Origin of the sequence: Pseudalkalibacillus berkeleyi (assembly GCF_021608225.1) — a bacterium.
In the GTDB taxonomy this organism is placed as follows: Bacteria; Bacillota; Bacilli; order Bacillales; family Fictibacillaceae; genus Pseudalkalibacillus; species Pseudalkalibacillus berkeleyi.
On record NZ_JAKIJS010000001.1, the window covers coordinates 853,283 to 872,481 of the forward strand.

At 38.7% G+C, this 19,199-nt stretch carries 19 protein-coding genes; 17 read left to right on the top strand and 2 right to left on the bottom strand.

What is annotated here, in order from left to right:
- The first annotated feature begins 6 nt into the window (after positions 1–6).
- Together L2716_RS04555 and L2716_RS04560 are read left to right on the top strand one after the other, a co-directional pair.
- Positions 7–801 (top strand): patatin-like phospholipase family protein, encoded by a 795-nt coding sequence (locus tag L2716_RS04555; protein ID WP_236332214.1) that lies wholly within the window; start codon positions 7–9, stop codon positions 799–801.
- Positions 788–1,810, top strand: coding sequence for a SepM family pheromone-processing serine protease (locus L2716_RS04560; RefSeq protein ID WP_236332216.1), 1,023 nt, complete (start codon positions 788–790; stop codon positions 1,808–1,810). Before L2716_RS04555 ends, L2716_RS04560 begins: the two co-directional genes overlap by 14 nt.
- A gap of 50 nt (positions 1,811–1,860) precedes the next feature.
- Here L2716_RS04560 and L2716_RS04565 read toward each other — a convergent pair whose 3' ends face one another.
- Complete coding sequence (locus L2716_RS04565) at positions 1,861–3,087, bottom strand: nucleotidyltransferase (protein WP_236332217.1); 1,227 nt, start codon at positions 3,085–3,087, stop codon at positions 1,861–1,863.
- 195 nt (positions 3,088–3,282) lie between these two features.
- Between L2716_RS04565 and L2716_RS04570 the strand changes: the two genes are divergently transcribed.
- The 4 genes from L2716_RS04570 to L2716_RS04585 all read left to right on the top strand — a co-directional run bounded on the left by L2716_RS04570 (position 3,283) and on the right by L2716_RS04585 (position 5,668).
- Positions 3,283–3,810, top strand: coding sequence for a YceD family protein (locus L2716_RS04570; protein ID WP_236332219.1), 528 nt, complete (start codon positions 3,283–3,285; stop codon positions 3,808–3,810).
- 60 nt (positions 3,811–3,870) lie between these two features.
- Positions 3,871–4,044, top strand: coding sequence for a 50S ribosomal protein L32 (rpmF, locus tag L2716_RS04575; RefSeq protein WP_236332221.1), 174 nt, complete (start codon positions 3,871–3,873; stop codon positions 4,042–4,044).
- Positions 4,045–4,174: 130 nt separating this feature from the next.
- Positions 4,175–4,942, top strand: a complete 768-nt coding sequence (locus L2716_RS04580) for an enoyl-CoA hydratase/isomerase family protein (protein ID WP_236332224.1) — start codon at positions 4,175–4,177, stop codon at positions 4,940–4,942.
- Positions 4,943–5,056: 114 nt separating this feature from the next.
- Positions 5,057–5,668, top strand: coding sequence for an RsfA family transcriptional regulator (locus L2716_RS04585; protein ID WP_236332225.1), 612 nt, complete (start codon positions 5,057–5,059; stop codon positions 5,666–5,668).
- Positions 5,669–5,752: 84 nt separating this feature from the next.
- Here the strand turns inward: L2716_RS04585 and L2716_RS04590 are convergent, their stop codons facing one another.
- Complete coding sequence (locus tag L2716_RS04590; protein WP_236332227.1) at positions 5,753–6,283, bottom strand: N-acetyltransferase; 531 nt, start codon at positions 6,281–6,283, stop codon at positions 5,753–5,755.
- 168 nt (positions 6,284–6,451) lie between these two features.
- On the opposite strand from L2716_RS04590, the gene L2716_RS04595 reads away from it, so the two are divergent.
- The 11 genes from L2716_RS04595 (at position 6,452) to L2716_RS04645 (ending at position 19,063) form a co-directional block, all read left to right on the top strand.
- Positions 6,452–7,798: an acetyl-CoA carboxylase biotin carboxylase subunit gene (locus tag L2716_RS04595; RefSeq protein ID WP_236332229.1), complete on the top strand. Its 1,347-nt coding sequence runs from the start codon at positions 6,452–6,454 to the stop codon at positions 7,796–7,798.
- A 12-nt stretch (positions 7,799–7,810) separates the two neighbouring features.
- The gene (locus tag L2716_RS04600) at positions 7,811–8,023 is read left to right on the top strand and encodes a biotin/lipoyl-containing protein (RefSeq protein WP_236332231.1); all 213 of its coding nucleotides are present in this window, start codon (positions 7,811–7,813) and stop codon (positions 8,021–8,023) included.
- A gap of 47 nt (positions 8,024–8,070) precedes the next feature.
- A complete protein-coding gene (locus L2716_RS04605) occupies positions 8,071–9,609 on the top strand; it encodes an acyl-CoA carboxylase subunit beta (protein ID WP_236332233.1) in 1,539 nt (512 codons plus the stop codon).
- A gap of 194 nt (positions 9,610–9,803) precedes the next feature.
- Positions 9,804–10,688, top strand: coding sequence for a 2-dehydropantoate 2-reductase (locus L2716_RS04610; protein WP_236332235.1), 885 nt, complete (start codon positions 9,804–9,806; stop codon positions 10,686–10,688).
- 19 nt (positions 10,689–10,707) lie between these two features.
- Complete coding sequence (locus tag L2716_RS04615; RefSeq protein ID WP_236332237.1) at positions 10,708–11,091, top strand: DUF3397 domain-containing protein; 384 nt, start codon at positions 10,708–10,710, stop codon at positions 11,089–11,091.
- 88 nt (positions 11,092–11,179) lie between these two features.
- Positions 11,180–12,799: a bacillithiol biosynthesis cysteine-adding enzyme BshC gene (gene bshC, locus L2716_RS04620; RefSeq protein ID WP_236332239.1), complete on the top strand. Its 1,620-nt coding sequence runs from the start codon at positions 11,180–11,182 to the stop codon at positions 12,797–12,799.
- A 283-nt stretch (positions 12,800–13,082) separates the two neighbouring features.
- The gene (gene mraZ / locus L2716_RS04625) at positions 13,083–13,514 is read left to right on the top strand and encodes a division/cell wall cluster transcriptional repressor MraZ (RefSeq protein ID WP_236332240.1); all 432 of its coding nucleotides are present in this window, start codon (positions 13,083–13,085) and stop codon (positions 13,512–13,514) included.
- 47 nt (positions 13,515–13,561) lie between these two features.
- Positions 13,562–14,491 (top strand): 16S rRNA (cytosine(1402)-N(4))-methyltransferase RsmH, encoded by a 930-nt coding sequence (gene rsmH, locus L2716_RS04630; protein WP_236332243.1) that lies wholly within the window; start codon positions 13,562–13,564, stop codon positions 14,489–14,491.
- 14 nt (positions 14,492–14,505) lie between these two features.
- A complete protein-coding gene (gene ftsL, locus L2716_RS04635; RefSeq protein WP_236332245.1) occupies positions 14,506–14,865 on the top strand; it encodes a cell division protein FtsL in 360 nt (119 codons plus the stop codon).
- 15 nt (positions 14,866–14,880) lie between these two features.
- On the top strand, positions 14,881–17,064 hold the full coding sequence (locus L2716_RS04640) for a penicillin-binding protein (RefSeq protein WP_236332247.1): 2,184 nt from the start codon (positions 14,881–14,883) through the stop codon (positions 17,062–17,064).
- A gap of 67 nt (positions 17,065–17,131) precedes the next feature.
- Complete coding sequence (locus tag L2716_RS04645) at positions 17,132–19,063, top strand: stage V sporulation protein D (RefSeq protein ID WP_236332249.1); 1,932 nt, start codon at positions 17,132–17,134, stop codon at positions 19,061–19,063.
- The last annotated feature ends 136 nt before the right edge of the window (positions 19,064–19,199 follow it).

The following is a 19,199-nucleotide window of genomic DNA, read 5'->3' on the forward strand; positions in this document are numbered from 1 at the left end:
CTGACTGTGAAAAACCCCAAGGTAGGCTTAGCTCTTGGTTCTGGAGGAGCTAGAGGGTTTGCCCATATAGGTGTATTGAAATCGTTACACCGAGCAGGTATTCCAATTGATATGATTGCAGGAAGTAGTATGGGGGCACTTGTAGGTGCATTTTATTGTACGGGGCATGAACCAGATACGATGGTGAAAATGGCACGGATGTTCCGTAGAAGGTATTATATGGACTACACCGTTCCCAAGATGGGTTTTGTATCGGGCAATAAAGTTGAACAACTCATGTACGTATTAACCCAAAATAAGAAAATAGAGGATTTAGAAATCCCGTTTTCAGTCATTGCGACAGATTTGCTTAAATCAGAGAAAGTGATTATTCGAGAAGGTTTAATATCAGAAGCCGTTCGAGCGAGCATAGCAGTTCCAGGGATATTCGTTCCCTTCAAAAAGGACGGAAGATTGCTTGTTGATGGAAGCGTGATCGATCGAGTACCCGTTTCAGTTGTAAGAGAAATGGGAGCGGATGTCACGATTGCAGTTGATATTTCACACATTAAGCAAAATCCTGAGATCAATACGATATTTGATGTTATTATGCAAAGTATTGATATTATGCAACGCGAACTCGTAAAAACGCATGAACTTGTAACCGATGTGCTGATTCGACCACACGTAGAGAACTTCAGTGCCTCTGCTTTCAAAGATATTGAAGAAATCATTGAAATTGGAGAGAAAGAGACAAATAAGCGAATCGATGATATTGAAGCAGCAATTCAAAACTGGAGGAAAGAGAATGAAAAGACTTAGAACGCAGTGGCCATGGGCGGTATTGTTATTAGTGATTTTAATCGCGTTTTTACCAATTCCATACTACTTTACCCAACCGGGAGATGCTAAAGTTCTTTCACCTATAATTAAGGTGGAAGAAGGGAATAAATCAGAGGGTTCATTTATGTTGACAACAGTATTAATTGGTAAAGCGAACGCGGCTGAATATTTATGGGCACAGGTCAGTGATTATCGTGAAGTGATCCCAGAAGACCATGTGCGTGGATCTGATGAAACAGAAGAGGAATACCAATCTAGACAGCTTCAGTTAATGCAGAGCTCTCAACATGCTGCAACAATTGTCGCTTATAAAGAAGCGAATAAAGGAATAGAAATTACGAATAAAGGTGTCCTGATTACAGGTGTCATTTCAGGAATGCCCGCAGCAGACCTACTTAAGATAGGAGACTTAATTACAGAACTGAATGGTTCGCAGATCAAAACAGCAGAACAATTAGTTGATCAATTGAAGAAATTTAAGGCTAATGATGAAGTTGAATTAACGGTTTCAAGAGATTCGAAGGAAAAGAAAGTGACCATCGCTTTGAAACCCTTTCCTGAGAAAGTAGTTAATAAGGATGGAGAAGAACGTGCGGGTATTGGCATTACTTATCCAGTTACTTTTACTGAAATAGAAACAAACCCTGAAATAAAAATTGAAACGAATCAGATAGGCGGCCCGTCAGCAGGACTGATGTTTACGCTTGAAATCTATAATCAATTAACGAAGACGGACTGGACGAAAGGCCGTCAAATTGCCGGCACAGGTACGATGAACGAAGCAGGAGAAGTAGGTCCAATTGGAGGCATTAAGCAAAAAGTGGTTGCAGCAGACAATGCTGATGCAGTAGTATTTTTCGCTCCTGTAGCAGCTGATAATTATAAACATGCAAAGGAAGCGGCCGAAGATATTAACACTGACATGGAAATCGTCCCTGTCAAAACATTTACTGATGCATTGGAATATTTAAAAAAAGAAAAGAATTAAGCATATGGGGACTGCTCAGAATGAAAACGAATCTTCTAGCAGTCCTTTTACTATTTTTGGTGTAAACGAATCGGGGTGTTCGAATATTCTTGTTTATATAGCACCTTTTGAGCTTTATATGGGAATCCTAGAATATAAGTGTTGGTCGATTGCTTGTCTAATTCAAAGAATGGGTCTTTGTATTTAGAAAGCGTACTGACAAGTGGCAGATTGAGGTCTTTTTTGATCCCACTTAAGTAGTGTTGGCCGGTTTCAGTCATCCCAAGTAACCTAATGTATGTAGGGGGTTCTGTTAAGGCTCTTTCCATTGTATTTTTCTTCGCATTTGTTAAGATGTGGGTGCAAAGTCTTTGTATACGTGTCCATGTATAACGCTTCGTCTTAACGGATTGCATGAAAGAGGTGAAGTCTTCCGCTTGAGTGATATATTCCTTCAAACGATTTTCCAAGCCTTCTTCGCAATCATAAATATCTCTTAGTTCCTCGGGTGTTGAAGTAATGAGTCTGTGCTTCAATAATAAGAAGAATCTGTCCCAGTTGAGAAAGTGTCCAAATGAGTTGAAATGATCCTGTAGTCTATTTAACGTTGATTTAGGAACATAGCTTGTTATTGCTGAAAGATCGCTACCATGCTCAAAAAGCATTTTACGTATACCTGTGGCACTTGCGATATTGTTTACGCCAACTCCCTCATCATGATAACCTGCGCCAGTACGTTGAATAGTGTTGGCTTTCATGTTTGAATGGATTTGTCGAATTGATTGTACATAATGATAGCCGAGGATATTATTTGGTTTAGATAAATCAATTGTTTCTTGAGGTCGATTGGATAGTTGTTTGAAAGCTTCAGAAGTTGCTGATGGATAACTTACACCTGACTTAACTTTTTCTTGAATGAGGAGATTGTATTCTTCTTCATTCTTGTTTAAGAAATCAACCGTTTCGTTAAAAGGACGTATATTTCCAGATTCACTGCCGAAAATAACTTCATCTGTCTTTAACGCGTTTAATATTGTAATCGCACCATATGCAAAACGATCAGCTCTTTGGGTCGCAAAAGCATAAGGAAGCTCTACAACAAGGTCAACGCCGGCTTCTAATGCCATTCGCGTCCTAGTCCACTTAGATACGAGTGCTGGTTCGCCTCTCTGTAGGAAATTACCACTCATGACCGCAACCGTAACATCTGCATTTGAAGTTTTCTTAGCTTGTTGCAAATGGAACAAGTGTCCATTATGAAAAGGATTGTATTCAACCACAAGACCTAATGATTTCATATTTTGACTCCTTAATATTTTGTAGTAAAAATAGGTTTGAGTTAAACTAGTAATACGTTCTTTAAAATGAAGATCTTTGTTGAGTTCTATTGTACCAAATTCTACTGAAAGATTAAAAACGACTGTAAAGAAAAAATGTTGACAATTTTTTTGTGGAAAGCTATAATTACTACTGTTGCCTTGAGGTGATGACAAATGAAATGGTCTATACAACAACTGAGAAGTTTTCAACGTAAAGGACTTGAAATTGATGAAACGATAGTGTTGGAATCAATACACGATTTTGAGCCTGAAATACGTGAAATAACACCGGTTCATGTAACTGGAAGTGCTGAAATCAATCAAAATCGTGCTGTATTTCACTTGAAGATGTCAGGAGAGATGACGTTACCTTGTTCAGTAACATTACAAGACGTCCGCTATCCATTTGTTCTTCATTCTACAGAAATTTTCATGTTTGATCCAGATCATGGAATGGATGCAAATGAAGAAGACATTCATCTCGTCGAAGGAAATACAGTTGACCTGAAACCTTATATTCAGGAAAACATTTTGTTGGAAAAGCCGTTGAAGGTTATCAGCTCTGAACCGACAGACAACCCACCTGCTCCTCCATCGGGAAATGGATGGGAAGTCGTAGAAGAAGACCCTGATCAACAAGACAAAGTTGATCCTAGGATGGCCGGATTGGCCAAATTATTGAACGACAATGAAAAAAAGTAAAGAAGCGTCAATAAATTGACCTTCTCTAACTGAACAATTCCTTCAAGGAGGTGGAAAACCATGGCAGTACCTTTTAGAAGAACCTCTACTACTCGTAAGAACAAGCGTCGTACTCACTATAAGTTGAAAGTACCTGGAATGGTAAAATGCCCTAACTGTGGCGAATACAAGCTATCTCACCGAGTATGTGGCGAATGTGGCCAGTACAAAGGAAAAGAAGTAGTTGAAAAGTAAGCTTTACTCAAACAAGGAGGTAACTAACCTCCTTGTTTTTTTGTATTTTACGAGAATCGGAAGTATAAGGGAATAATCCCAACATATTTAGATGAAATCGGGAAAATAAGTTGTGAAAATGGAGGAGAGCATGGTGAAAAAGGCAGTACATATTGAAATTCGAGATGAAATCGGTTGGGTCATTCTGAATCAACCCAATCGGTATAACGCAATAAATTTTGAGATGATTGATTTATTAGAAGAAGGAATTGCGAGATTGAAAAATGATGAATCTGTAAAGGCTCTCGTCATAACCGGAGCTGGAGAGAAAGCATTTTGTTCAGGTGGTGACCTTTCTGCATTCCATCAATTACATTCAGAACAAGAAGCCTATTCGATGCTCTCTAGAATGGGCAAGGTATTACTGGACCTGTTTCAGTTTCCTAAACCTACTGTTGCGTTATTAAATGGTGTTGCGGTAGGGGGAGGATGTGAAATTGCTACAGCTTGTGATATCCGTATAGCGAGCGACCATGTGAAATTCGGTTTTATCCAAGGGAGTTTAGGCATTACAACAGGTTGGGGTGGGACGACGTTTCTGATGGAGCGAGTCCCAAAGGATGCAGCTTTTGAGTTATTAATCCGTGCAAACAAAATACCTGTCACAACAGGTTTGCAAATCGGTTTTATTCAACAGGTTTTTGCAAAAGAAACGATCCAAGAAGATTTTCAAAATTGGATTCGTCCTATGTTGAAAAATACAAGAGGCGTACTTGAAGCATATAAGCAGAGACGTCTTGACCAAATCGATTACAAAACGATCAAGAAACGAATGAATCAAGAAATCAGTGAATGTTCTCGGTTGTGGGCATCAGACGAGCATCATCAAGCAGTGGCTGCATTTCTAAAACGTCAATAAGAATCTAAAGTATAAGAAAACCAAAGAAAACCAATCAACTAGTAGAACGAGAGTCTATCTTATCTATCAACTGCATATGTTGTAAATAAAGTAGTCATGTATGGAGGGATGTTGATGGGCTCTACACGGCAAGATGCTTGGAATCATGATGAAGATCTATTGTTAGCAGAAGTTGTATTGCGTCATATTAGAGAAGGTGGGACTCAATTAGCAGCATTTGAGGAAGTAGGGAGAAAGCTATCCCGTACGTCTGCCGCATGTGGATTTAGATGGAATTCATTATTACGGAAGAGGTACGATGCAGCAATAGCGATCGCAAAAAAACAAAGAAAGACTATGAATCAAACTAGTAAACCGAAGAAAGCGAACGAGAAACAAAGGGATCAAGTCAAAGTTATGAGTAACAATGCAGTAGAATTGAGTTTGGATGAAGTCATTCAATACTTACAAACACTTCAAGAAACTGAGGCGCATTCACAAGCCATATTAAGTGAGTATCATCAACTCCAGGATGAGAATGCAAATCTAATTAAACAAAATAAGGCACTTTCCATTCAATACGATCAATTACAAAATGAGTATGAGAAAATACATGAGGATCACAAAGTCTTATTGAATTTCATGGATCGCGCAAGGAAGATGGCGATCAGTGATGACGAATCAGCTGCTACTCAAGTCAAATTCCAAATGGACTACAATGGTAATCTCGAAAAGATAGAAAAGTAAGCAAGGAAAAAGTGGTCGATCATTCAGTGATCGACCACTTTCCGTATTGGAATAAATTTAATTTGTTATTTTACTTCTTATACTCTAAGACTCAATGCTTTCAGACGACAGGTCAGTTTCCTTAATTAAGCTATTATCTGTGGTAGGATCCTGTTGTTCATGAACGCCATCTGGATACCATACATATGGATTTTCTCCTCTGTCACGATTTGGATTGTACGTTACAGAAGAAAAGTTCATTTTTTCCCAAAATTCACTAGAACGTTGTCTTGCGTTCGTCTTAACTGGAAGATTATATGATTTCGCATACTGAACAAGCGCACTACCGAATCCTTTTCCGTGATAATCAGGCAATACTTCTAGCTTCCATAGCTCAAGGTAATCTTGTGGCGGATCGAAATATCGATCATAATGGCCATCGATTCGATATAGACTCATTCGAGCTACTAGCTTATTACCATAATAAATACCATAGAATGGTGATTCACTATCATTTTCAATGATATTTTCCTGAAGGTCTTCTAACATAGATAGCTCTTGAACCCCGTATTCCTTGAACTTTTTAAATTCCTCAAGGGTTTTATAGTTTACGAGAAGTTTTTGCACTTTATACATATATAAGCATCCCCCTTCAATTACTCTCCCTTTCTATCTCATTTTATTATATAATAAAATTACGAAAAATTCTGCAAAAGTGAAAAATTTCTGCAAATTTCTACAGGAATCTTGATTATTCATGTTGAAACTAGTAGATTGTAGCCCATGTAGTTAGGAGGAGATTATTTGAAAAAGTTACTTATTGCCAACAGAGGAGAAATTGCAGCAAGAATTGTAAGGACATGTGAAAAACTAGGTATAGAGCCTGTTATTGTGTATTCACAAGCTGATAAGGATCTACCCTACGTGAAGAATGCTAAGATTGCACATGAAATTGGAGAACCTCCAGTTGCGAAGTCATACCTAAATAGTGATAAAATATTAGAGGTTGCTCGTACTGAACAAGTAGATGCAATCCATCCAGGTTATGGTTTTCTATCCGAAAATGCAGATTTTGTTCGCAATGTTGAAAACGCTAACATGATCTTTATCGGACCAACAGCAAATGTTGTTGAAGCCATGGGAGATAAAGTGAAAGCGAGAAAGACCATGCAAGAAGCGAATGTCCCGGTTGTTCCAGGTAGTGATGGGGCTTTAAAGGATGTTGAAGAAGCTGTTCAGTTAGCAGGTGAAATCGGATATCCGGTTATGATTAAAGCTAGTGCTGGTGGCGGCGGGATCGGTATGCAAAAGTGTGAAGATGAAAAAACATTGAGAACAGCATTTGTTTCAAGCCAAAACCGAGCAAAGGCGTACTTTGGAAATGATGAAATGTTCATGGAGAAATTTATAACGAACAGTCGTCACATCGAAGTGCAAATTTTTGGAGATGAGCACGGGAATGTCGTCCATTTATTTGAGCGGGATTGCTCGATCCAACGTCGACATCAAAAAGTAATTGAAGAAACCCCGTCTCCTTTCTTAAGTGAGGAAGTACGCACTGAAATTTGTAATGCGGCTGTACAAGCTGGTAAACATGTAAAGTATACGAATGCAGGAACAGTTGAATTTATCGTTGATGAAGAAGAGAACTTCTATTTCTTAGAAATGAATACTCGTCTTCAAGTGGAACATCCTGTAACAGAAATGGTGACAGGGTTGGATTTAGTAGAATGGCAAATTGAAATTGCGCAATCTAAACCTCTACCAAAAAGTCAAGAAGAATTAACTAAGAAGGGTCACAGTTTTGAGTTTAGAATTTATGCGGAAGACCCAACAACATTTTTACCATCACCTGGTAAGATCGATACATTCGAGTATCCCACTAGAGAAGGTGTACGTGTTGACACAGGGTTTGCATCACAAACTCAAGTGACACCATTTTATGATCCTATGATTGCCAAAGTCATTATTTATGGTACAAACAGACAAGAAGCGATTACGAAATCGATTCAATTCTTTGACGAGTGGAAATTGGATGGAATCAAGCATAATGGTCCTTTGTTCACGACTGTACTTAACGAAGAATCGTTTCAAAAAGGAAATTACACTACACTTTATTTAAATCAACTAAATACAAAAGTAAAAAACTAGGAGTGGTCCAACATGAAGGAAATTACAGCATCAATGGCAGGAACGGTATTAAACGTATTAGTATCTGAAGGTGAAAGTGTCACTTCAGGTCAATCTGTGTTAACGCTTGAATCAATGAAAATGGAAATCCCAATTGAGACAACTGAAGCAGGGGAAGTAAGCTCAGTAAATGTAAACGTTGGAGATTTCGTTAATGAAGGTGACGTATTAGTCGTTATGAAGTAAATATGAATGAGCGCTCGTTCTCTCATAAGCAATGAAGGAGGATTTAGATGTTGAAAACAATTAATGAGACATTGCAAGAGACGAAAGCAAGAGTTGAAGCTGGTGGTGCCGAAAAGTACCACGAGAAATTGAAAACTCAAAATAAGTTGTTTGCTAGAAAACGTCTCGAACTATTATTTGATGACGGTACTTATACAATTGAAGATGGTAAGTTTGCGAACAACCAAGCAGAAGGTTTACCTGCAGATGGTGTCGTAACCGCTATTGGTAAAGTAAACGGTCAAAAGGTTTGTGTAATGGCGAATGATTCAACTGTTAAAGCGGGCTCATGGGGAGCGCGAACAGTTGAAAAAATCATCAGAATTCAAGAAACAGCAATGCGTTTGAAACTGCCAATGTTTTATTTGGTGGATTCTGCAGGTGCAAGAATCACTGACCAAATAGAAATGTTCCCGAATCGTAGAGGGGCTGGGAAAATATTCTATAATCAAGTGAAAATGTCTGGTATGGTTCCTCAAGTTTGTGTTTTATTCGGACCTTCGGCAGCAGGTGGAGCTTATATACCTGCCTTTTGTGACACAGTAATTATGGTCGATCAAAATGCGTCTATGTATTTGGGATCACCACGTATGGCTGAAAAGGTCATAGGAGAAAAGGTGACACTAGAAGAAATGGGCGGAGCAAGAATGCATTGTAGCATAAGTGGATGTGGAGATGTACTTGCACATGATGAGGAGGAAGCGATCGCTTCAGCTAGAGATTATATATCTTACTTCCCATCAAACTATAGAAACAAACCTGAGAAGCTGGAAGGCGTATCTCCTGTAAAAGGTAGAGCGCTATCTGATATTGTTCCAGAGAACCAAAATGTCCCATTTGATATGTATGAGTTCATCGATGGTCTAGTTGATGAAGGTAGCTTCTACGAAATGAAAAAGCTCTTTGCACCTGAGATGATAACAGGATTTGCAAGAATGGATGGGAAGGTCGTAGGAATTGTTGCGAACCAACCGAAGGTTAAAGGTGGAGTCTTGTTTGTAGATTCAGCAGATAAAGCAGCGAAATTCATTACATTATGTGATGCCTTCTCGATTCCGTTGCTATTCCTTGCTGACGTTCCAGGATTTATGATCGGAACGAAGGTTGAGAGAGCTGGTATCATTCGTCACGGTGCGAAATTGATTGCGGCTATGAGTGATGTGACAGTTCCTAAGATCTCAGTTGTTGTTCGTAAAGCCTATGGTGCAGGACTTTATGCTATGGCAGGACCTGCTTTCGAACCGGATTGTTGTATAGCTTTACCGACAGCTCAAATTGCAGTTATGGGTCCTGAGGCAGCTGTAAATGCTGTATACTCTAATAAGATTAATGAGATTGAGGATCCGAAGGAACGTATGAAGTATGTTCAAGAGAAACATCAAGAATATAAGGAGCATATCGATATTTATAAACTTGCTTCTGAAATGATTGTGGATCAAATCGTATCTGCAGATGACCTACGTGAAGAATTGATGGATCGTTTCGAAGTATATGAGTCGAAAGAAATGATATTCAGTGAACGTAAACATCCTGTTTATCCGGTGTAAATCAAATGAATTCATATCAACCAAAGGATTAATCCCAGTTTAGTTTGGGATTAATCCTTTTTTTAAAGCGCATATTGAATACAGAACAATCACCTACCTGAGCAGGAGATGGTTTGCTTGCGAAAACGATGACATAAACATGCGAGTTATGTGCTACTATTAAATAAAATTAGGAAGAAAGTAGGGGGTAGCTCATGAAGGCTTCTATTATAGGAGGTGGCTCGATTGGACTTCTTTTCGCAGCCTATTTACTTCGAAGTGGAATGGATGTTTCTTTGATTGTGAGACGAAAGGAACAGAAGGGCGCTATCCAAAATGACGGACTGAAGTTAAAATCGAGAAATGGTCAATTTACATATAAACCTGATGTTCATATTTTAAGTGAAGTAGAGTCTATTGAGGCTGATATATTGATTGTAGCTGTAAAATCTTATCAAGTTGCCGATATTAAATCAGAAATCTTAACTAAATTTGAACAAACTAAATCCATTTTATTTGTACAAAATGGGATGCATCATATTAAATTTTTGCCAGACCTAAAGAACCATTCCGTCTACTTAGGAATTGTGGAACATGGGTCTCTTAAGGAATCCGATACATGTATCCGCCATACAGGGGTAGGACAAACGAAAATTGCTCCTTACATTGATGGTCATTCCGGAATCAATTGGGAACAATACTCCACTGACTCCTTTTCTTTTGTTCATCATCATGATTGGTATGAAATGTTGAGTAAGAAGCTTCATATCAACTCAGTAATAAATCCTTTAACGGCTATTTTAGGTGTCGAGAATGGTAGGTTGTTAGATCATCCTGACTGGATAGATTTAATGAAGAAGCTAAGTGCTGAATCTTGTCGAGTACTTCATATAAATGAAAACGATGCATGGGAGGATTTATTAACGGTCTGCAAGAATACATCTTTAAACAAATCATCTATGTTAAGAGATATAGAAAGTCGTCGAAAAACAGAAATAGAGGCGATTAATGGGTACTTGGTTGAATTGGCTAGTCAGGACCAGATTGAGTTATCGAATCACGAATTTGTTTACAAAATGATAAAGGGTATGGAAATGTAAAGGGGAAGAGGGGGAAGCAATGTTAGGTGTCTTGCTTGGTTCGATTGCAACATTTGTTACTGTTCCGTTTTTAGTTTGGGGTGTCGTATATGTTGTGACAAGAAAAATCTCAAGAAAGAAGAAGTTTTCATTCATGTTAGCTACAGATGTGACGACATTCTTTCTTATTATTTCGGTATTGGTGACGATGTACACGATTTGGAGTAGGCCCTTCATCTGGCCAGTGATCATTTTATTGTTATTGATTGTTATAGGTATTACCTTTCTATTTTGGAAACAAGATAAGGACGTTGGTATATCTCATATTATCAAAACATCCTGGCGCTTTAATTTCCTATTGTTTTCATCCGGTTATTTATTTCTTTGCGTTTATGGGTTAGTACAAAGAACATTGGAGTTGTAATCTCAAGCAGAATTGTTTAAGAGTACCCCATAAATTTGCTATACTCATATTCGCAAAGTGACGGTGTGACTTAGAAAGGAAGAACGTTATGAATGTGCATGATTTACCATATACGAAAAAAGATGACCTATATACCGCTTACCTTTCTGGGGATGAAAGTGTACGGAGTTTGTTTCACTATGACCCAATGGATGAGGAAAGCTATTTTCAACGTTGGAAAGCTCTAAAAGAAAGAAAATTCCAAAGAGAAGCATTACATAATCACCTTAAGGCTTTCCATCTTCATCTACCAGCTTCTGAGAAAACATTTGATAATATTGACCGTTTGAAAAATCCCGATACAACGGTTGTCGTTACCGGACAACAAGCAGGACTTTTAACAGGTCCTCTCTATTCAATACATAAATGTATGTCTGCGATCCTGTTTGCTAAAGAAAAAGAAAAGCAACTTGGTGCACCAGTAGTTCCAGTCTTCTGGATTGCTGGAGAAGATCATGATTTTGATGAAGTGAATCATATCAATGTTATTCAGAAAAATGACATCATCAAGAAGAAAATATTAATGAATGAAGGTAAGAGGTCGGTTTCTAACATACGACTTGAGAAAGACAGACTGCGTCAATGGGTCGATGAAGTCATTCGTTCATTCGGGGAGAAGAAACATACGCAAGACTTGAAACAATTGATGGAAGATGCAGTTGATCATTCAACTTCGATGACAGATTTTTTCGCTTACCTTATGTTAAAACTGTTTGAAGATCAAGGTCTTGTCATGATGGACGCTCACCATCCAGAAATAAGAAAACTTGAGTCTGCAACATTCCAAGCAATGATTGCAAATACTGAAGAAATTGATGGGGCATTTCAGAAAGGTAGTGAGCAATTACATTCACTAGGATATCCCTCATTAATTGAGTCTGAAGAGAACAATTCGCACTTATTCATTGAAGAACAAGATGCGAGAGTATTGCTCATTAGAGAAGATGGTCACTTTCGTGGTAAGAATAATGAATGTCTATATTCGAAGGAAGAGTTGTTAAACATTGCAAAAGAGACGCCTCACCGACTAAGTAACAATGTGGTTACTCGTCCTTTAATGCAAGAGTTGATTCTCCCTACACTTGCGTTCGTTGCGGGACCGGGTGAAGTTTCTTACTGGAGTATGCTTAAATCAGTCTTTGAAGTTCATAATGTTACGATGCCTCCAATTGTACCTAGGTTATCACTAGCGCTAGTAGACAGAACCACTCAAAAAATGTTAGATGAAACAAAACTTGATTTGAAGAGTGTGTTGAAAACGGGTACCCAAAAAGAGAAAGAAAAATGGTTGTCGGATCAAGTATCTTTTGATCTAGATGCTCAAATAACGAAGTCATTACAGATATTTAAAGAAGAGCATGATCAGTTGAAGCATTCTGCTTTATCCTTGGACAAAGGATTACAACAAGTAACTGAGAAGAATTGGACCATTATAGAGAACCAGATTAACTATCTCAAAAAAAGTATGGAGCGTTCTATTCATAGACAACACGAGGTGGAGCTAAGAAAATATGATTATATACAAGCGCATTTACTGCCAAATGGTCAGCCTCAAGAACGCATTTTGAATATATTTTATTATATTAACGAATATGGTATGGAAATGATCCAAGAATTGATTGCACAACGGTATAAATGGAACGGCAATCTACAAATTGTTTGTATTTAATCGGTACATGATTCTTCAAAAAAATTCATTTGTATATTTCAAAAAGTGGTATTTCGGTCAATTCCACCAAGAAGTAGAAAATGTGCTGAAGTTTTATCGTTCAATTCGTATGTATATGTCAGAAAAAAGTTGCCGATTGTGTAGTAAATAATCGATGAAAACTTTTCAAAATCCTGCTGGGAACAGCAGGATTTTTTTATGTTCAAACGAATACTAAAACAAGTGGTGAAAAGTGGGGAGTTGTGGTAGACTTAGGGATGAAAGTGGGGAGGGGGATCCGTCTATGTTCATGGGAGAGCATTTACATACCATTGACGATAAGGGAAGAATGATTATCCCCTCGAAATTCCGTGATGATTTAGGATCCACTTTTGTACTAACGAGAGGATTAGACCAATGTATTTTTGGATACCCTCTTGAGGAATGGAAGCAGCTTGAAGAGAAATTAAAAGCTCTCCCATTTACGAAAAAGGATGCACGTGCATTTACACGATTTTTCTTCTCTGGTGCAGCAGAATGCCAGTTAGATAAACAAGGTCGTGTGAACATTGCATCTACACTACGACAATATGCAAAGTTGGATAAGGACTGTGTCGTCATAGGTGTAAGTAATCGAATTGAGATTTGGAACAAGCAAGTTTGGGAAGAATACTTTGCCAAGTCTGAAGACTCATTTGGTGAGATTGCTGAAAGTCTTATGGATTTTGACCTTTAGAACAGGACACAACAGCTTTGCTTACATGTAGAAATTGAGGGAACACAATGTTTGAACATGAAACCGTATTAAAAGAAGAAGCAATTAAAGGACTAAACATTAAAGAAAATGGCATTTATGTGGACTGTACTTTAGGAGGAGCAGGTCATACAGAGGAAATTGCGAAGCGCCTCACTACAGGCCATGTATATGCATTCGACCAAGATATCACAGCAATTAACCATGCGAAAGAAAGACTTTCTCAATTCGAAGGTAAATTCAGTATCATCCAGTCTAACTTCAGGCATTTGAAACAAGAACTTATGGAACAAGGGATTAGTGGTGTTGACGGAATATTGTTCGATTTAGGTGTTTCTTCACCTCAATTAGACGAAGCGGACCGTGGATTCAGCTACCACCAGAACGCACCCTTAGATATGAGAATGGATCAATCAAGCGAATTAACGGCTTATCGAGTTGTGAATGAATGGCCTTATGAACAAATTGTCTCTATATTATTTAAATATGGAGAAGAGAAATTCGCGAAATCCATTGCAAGGAAAATTGAATCTTACCGAGAACGTCAACCAATTGAAACCACGGGAGAATTAGTTGATATCATTAAAGAAGCGATTCCGGCAAGAGCGCGTAGAAAAGGTGGTCATCCTGCCAAGAGAACCTTCCAAGCCATTCGGATCGCGGTTAATGATGAAATGAATGCATTTGAAGAGGCACTCAGGGATGGAATTGAACTGCTCAATCAGAACGGTAGAATTTGTGTCATTACGTTCCATTCGTTAGAAGATCGGTTGTGTAAAAGAGTCCTAAAAGAAGAGAGTAGTGTACCAGATCTACCACGTGGAATGCCTGCTATTCCAGACGAGTACCAACCCAACATGAATTTGATTACTCGTAAACCAATAACACCTGAAACAGAAGAAACAGAGAAAAATAGAAGAGCGAGATCATCAAAATTGAGAATCGCTGAGAAAAGATAGAAAGGGGAGAGGGTATGAGTAATTTAGCCCATCAAGTACAGAGAAATACAGAAAGTGTTCAAAACCCACAACCGAAAACACATGTTAAACGTAAACTTTCGAGGTTTACAAAAGGTGAAAAGGTACTTTGGTCAATAGCGGGGATCCTTATGCTTGTCACGTCTATTTTCATCATTTCTAACTATGCTGAAATGTACACTGTAAACAAAGATATTCAAGTTATTGAACAGAAGATTGATCAACAAAACAAAAAAGTGAATGACCTGACACTTGAAAAATCCGAATTAAGTGAGCCGTTAAGAATCATGAATTATGCCGAGGATAAACTTGGCATGAAATTTGACGATAAGAACGTTAAAGTAGTCAATAATTGATTAGGTGTGATTCGGATGATTGAAAAGAAGAATTCAAATATTAACAAAGGAGCAGTGATATTATCTTTGATATTTGTCCTGCTCTTTTTCTTATTAATCGGTCGTTATTTCTATTTAGGTTGGACAGGAAAAGCTGAAGGTGTGGATTTAGAAAAGTGGGCTGAGAAAAAGTGGACAAAAAGTGACCGTCTTGATGCAAATCGAGGGACAATTTATGATCGGAACGGTAAAGCAATTGCAGAAGATATTCCTTCCTATACGGTCATCGCGATTTTAAATGAAGACTACTCGAATCACATTGAGGACCCAGCTGAAGCAGCTAGCAAACTTGCTCCAATCTTGAACATGTCAGAATCAAGACTCAGAGATTTAATGAGTCGAGATGCTTTCCAGGTTGAATTAGGTCCGGGTGGTAATAAGATTAGTCACTCAAAGATGGAAGAAATTAAGGCACTTGAAATTAAAGGGATAGACTTCAATAGGGAGACGAAGCGTCATTATCCAAATCAAGATTTTGCTTCTCATATCATCGGTTTTGCTACGAACGATGAGGATGGCAATCGCAAAGGCGCGATGGGTCTCGAGAAAGCATTAGATAAATATTTACAAGAACAAGACGGCATGTTGAAGTATCAAAGTGATGGAGAGGGTTTAAAGCTACCAGACCCGAAAGAAGTCATTAAAGAGCCTAAGCATGGCGCTAGTGTTTATTTAACAATCGACGAGAAAATTCAACTATTTCTTGAAAAAGCAATGAATAATGTAGATGAGGAATATCACCCAAAACGGATGATTGGAATCGTGGCGGATCCGAAAACAGGACAAATTCTCGCCATGTCCAATCGCCCAAGCTTCAACCCAAACGTACGTGACATTACAAACTATACGAACTATGCAGTGAGCTCAGCATTTGAGCCTGGTTCTACGATGAAGATATTCACCTTAGCTACCGCTATTGAGGAAGGCGTTTATAATGGAAACGCCGAGTATCAATCAGGGGTTTATAAAACTAAATATGAAAAGTATAGGGATCATAACAGCGGAAGAGGTTGGGGGAAAATCTCATATAATGAGGGAGTACGGAAATCATCTAACGTTGCATTTGCAAAAATAGCGAAAGAGCAATTAGGATTTGAAAAGCTCTACGAATATATCAATGAGCGTTGGGAATTTGATGAGAAAACAGGTATTAACATTCCTGGAGAAGGAAAGCCGATTATCCAAGACCGTTATGAATCTGATAAAATTACTACTGCATTTGGACAAGGTAGTGCCATCACTCCAATTCAACAAATTCAAGCAGCTACTGCCATTGCGAACGGTGGGAAGATGATGAAACCATATGTAATTGAAAAGATGGTAGACCCTAGCACGAAGAAAGCCATTCAAAACGCAAAACCTACTGTCGTTGGTGAACCGATATCATCTGATACAGCAAAAGAAGTCAGGGATCTTTTAAGGACTGTAGTAACAGAAGGAACAGGAAAAAATTATGACATTGATGGATATGACGTTGCTGGTAAAACAGGTACTGCTCAATTGTGGGCAAAAGAAGATGGTGTGAGTAGTTGGGATAATTACATGTTCTCGTTCCTCGGCATGGCACCTGCTGACGATCCTAAGCTTCTCGTATACGTTGCGATTGATCGTCCAGATTTAGAAGATGGAAGAGAGTCCGGCTCTGTCCCTGTTTCAAAAGTGTTCAACCCTGTTATGAAGGGGGGGCTTCAATACTTGAACATTAATCCTGAAGAAAGCTCTGAAAAATCAGAGGCGTCTATTAAAGGCGTTGAGGTTGCGGATCTAGTCGGGGAGTCATCGATTTCGACTAAACGGGATTTAGAAGAAAAGGGATTGAATGTTCATGTATTTGGTCAAGGTGATCAAATTATTAGTCAAGCACCGTATGCCGGAACAAAACTATTAAAAGGCGAAAGAGTTTTCCTTAAAACAAAAGGTAAGGTGAAAATGCCTGACCTCACTGGGATGAGTCGATCAGAAGTGCTAAGGCTTGCGAAAGCATTAGATTTGAAAACACCAGAATTTACCGGGAACGGTTATGTAAGTTTACAAAGTCTTGCAAAAGGGGCGACCGTAAAAGAAGGCGCTCCACTCGTTGTCGAATTGAAATCTCCTCAAGAACTAAAAGAAATGGAGGACGTACCTCAGTCGGATAAGAAAGAGAAGAAGAATAACTGATATGTTCTAGCTGTCTCTGTACAAGCATATATTTGGAACGAGCTTAACAGCCAAGGAGGTTGGTTTTGTGCGCGTTTCAAATGTAACAGTGCGGAGGCGGCTTATTTTTATATTTGTAGCCGGTCTCATCTTTCTATTTATCATACTAGGTCGTTTAGCTTATGTTCAGTTCGTAAAAGGAGACTGGCTAACAGGGCTAGCATTAGATTCTTGGAGCAGAAATGTTCCGTTTGAACCGAAAAGGGGAGAGATCTTAGATCGCAATGGCGTCCCGATTGCGATGAATGTAAGCGCACCAACGGTTTTTGTCGTGCCAAAACAAGTTAAGGATCATGCATCCACCGCTAGGAAGCTAGCAGCGGCCCTTAATTTAAGCGAGATGAAAGTGTACAAGACAATTACCCAAAAAGAATCCATTGTTAATATTAAAGGTGCTAAGAAGATTAGCAATGAGAAAGCGAACGAAATTCGAGGGTTCGATCTCCCAGGTGTTTTTATCGGTGAAGATAGTAAGCGTCATTACCCAAATGGCAGTTATTTATCACATGTCCTCGGCTTCGTAGGAATTGATAACCAAGGATTAACAGGTCTTGAACTTCAATATGATAAATACTTAAAAGGCGAGAAGGGGCATGTTTCTTTTTATACAGATGTAAGAGGGAATAGAATGCCTTCACTTTCAGATGAATACGAGGCTCCTAAGGATGGTATGGATTTAAAATTAACTATTGATTCTAAAGTACAGTCCATCATAGAACGAGAATTAGATATTGCGGTTGCGACGTATAACCCGGACGGAGTCGTCGCCATTGCAATGGATCCAAACACGGGAGAAATTCTAGGGATGTCGAGTAGACCGGATTACAATCCAGAAGAATTCAGAGATGTTCCCCAAGAGATCTATAATCGAAATAAGCCTGTATGGAGTACGTACGAGCCTGGATCTACATTTAAGATCATTACCTTAGCAGCCGCTCTTGAAGAAAATAAAGTAGACCTACAAAAAGATACGATCCACGATCCTGGATCCATCGAAGTAGCAGGTAGAAAGCTAAGATGTTGGAAAAAGGGCGGACACGGAAGTGAAACGTATCTAGAAGTGGTTCAGAATTCATGTAACCCTGGGTTTGTTGTATTAGGGCAGCGGTTAGGAAAAGAGAAATTATTTTCTTATATAAAAGATTTTGGTTTTGGAACGAAAACTGGAATCGATCTACAAGGTGAAAGTACAGGGATCTTGTTTAATTTAGATAATGTAGGTCCTCTAGAACTTGCGACAACTGCTTTTGGTCAAGGGGTATCTGTGACGCCTATTCAACAAGTAGCAGCTGTAGCAGCTGCAGTAAACGGAGGATATTTGTATACACCATACGTTGCAAAAGAATGGCTTAATCCTCTAACTGGAGAAACGGTAATGAAATCTGCACCTGAAATGAAGCGTAGAGTCATTTCAGAGGAAACTTCTAAGGAAGTCAGAGCAGCTCTTGAAAGTGTAGTTGCTAAAGGTACAGGGAAAGGGGCCTTCGTAGACGGTTACCGTGTAGGAGGCAAGACAGGGACGGCTCAGAAAGCAGTAAATGGAAAATATTTGGAGAACAATCATATTGTTTCATTCATCGGCTTCGCACCTGCTGACAATCCTCAAATTGTCGTTTATATTGCGGTTGATAATCCGAAAGGTACAGTTCAATTTGGAGGTGTAGTGGCGGCTCCAATTGTAGGGAATATCATTGAAGACAGTCTGACAGCTATGGAAGTACCCAGAAGGAAAGAGCAAATAGAAAAAGAACTGACTTGGCTAGATCAACCTTTAATTGAAATTCCGGATTTAAAAGGAAAATCAAGGCAAGATATTCATAAAGCTTTTTATGAGCTTAAAATTATTACTGTTGGAGAAGGGGATACGGTTATTGACCAAGCTCCTGAACCTGGCATTAAGATGGCAGTAGGTTCAACGATACAGCTCTATATGGGTGACAAATCCCCTACAGAAGATTAAAATGTTATCTATGATAATCAATTAAGCGAAATAGTGTCTGACATTCTTTCATTTCAACAATCTCTGCAGTATACTTCAGAAAGAGACTGTTGTAGGAGTGTTCGACACTTCTTTTTGCATAGGAAATCAAGATTTG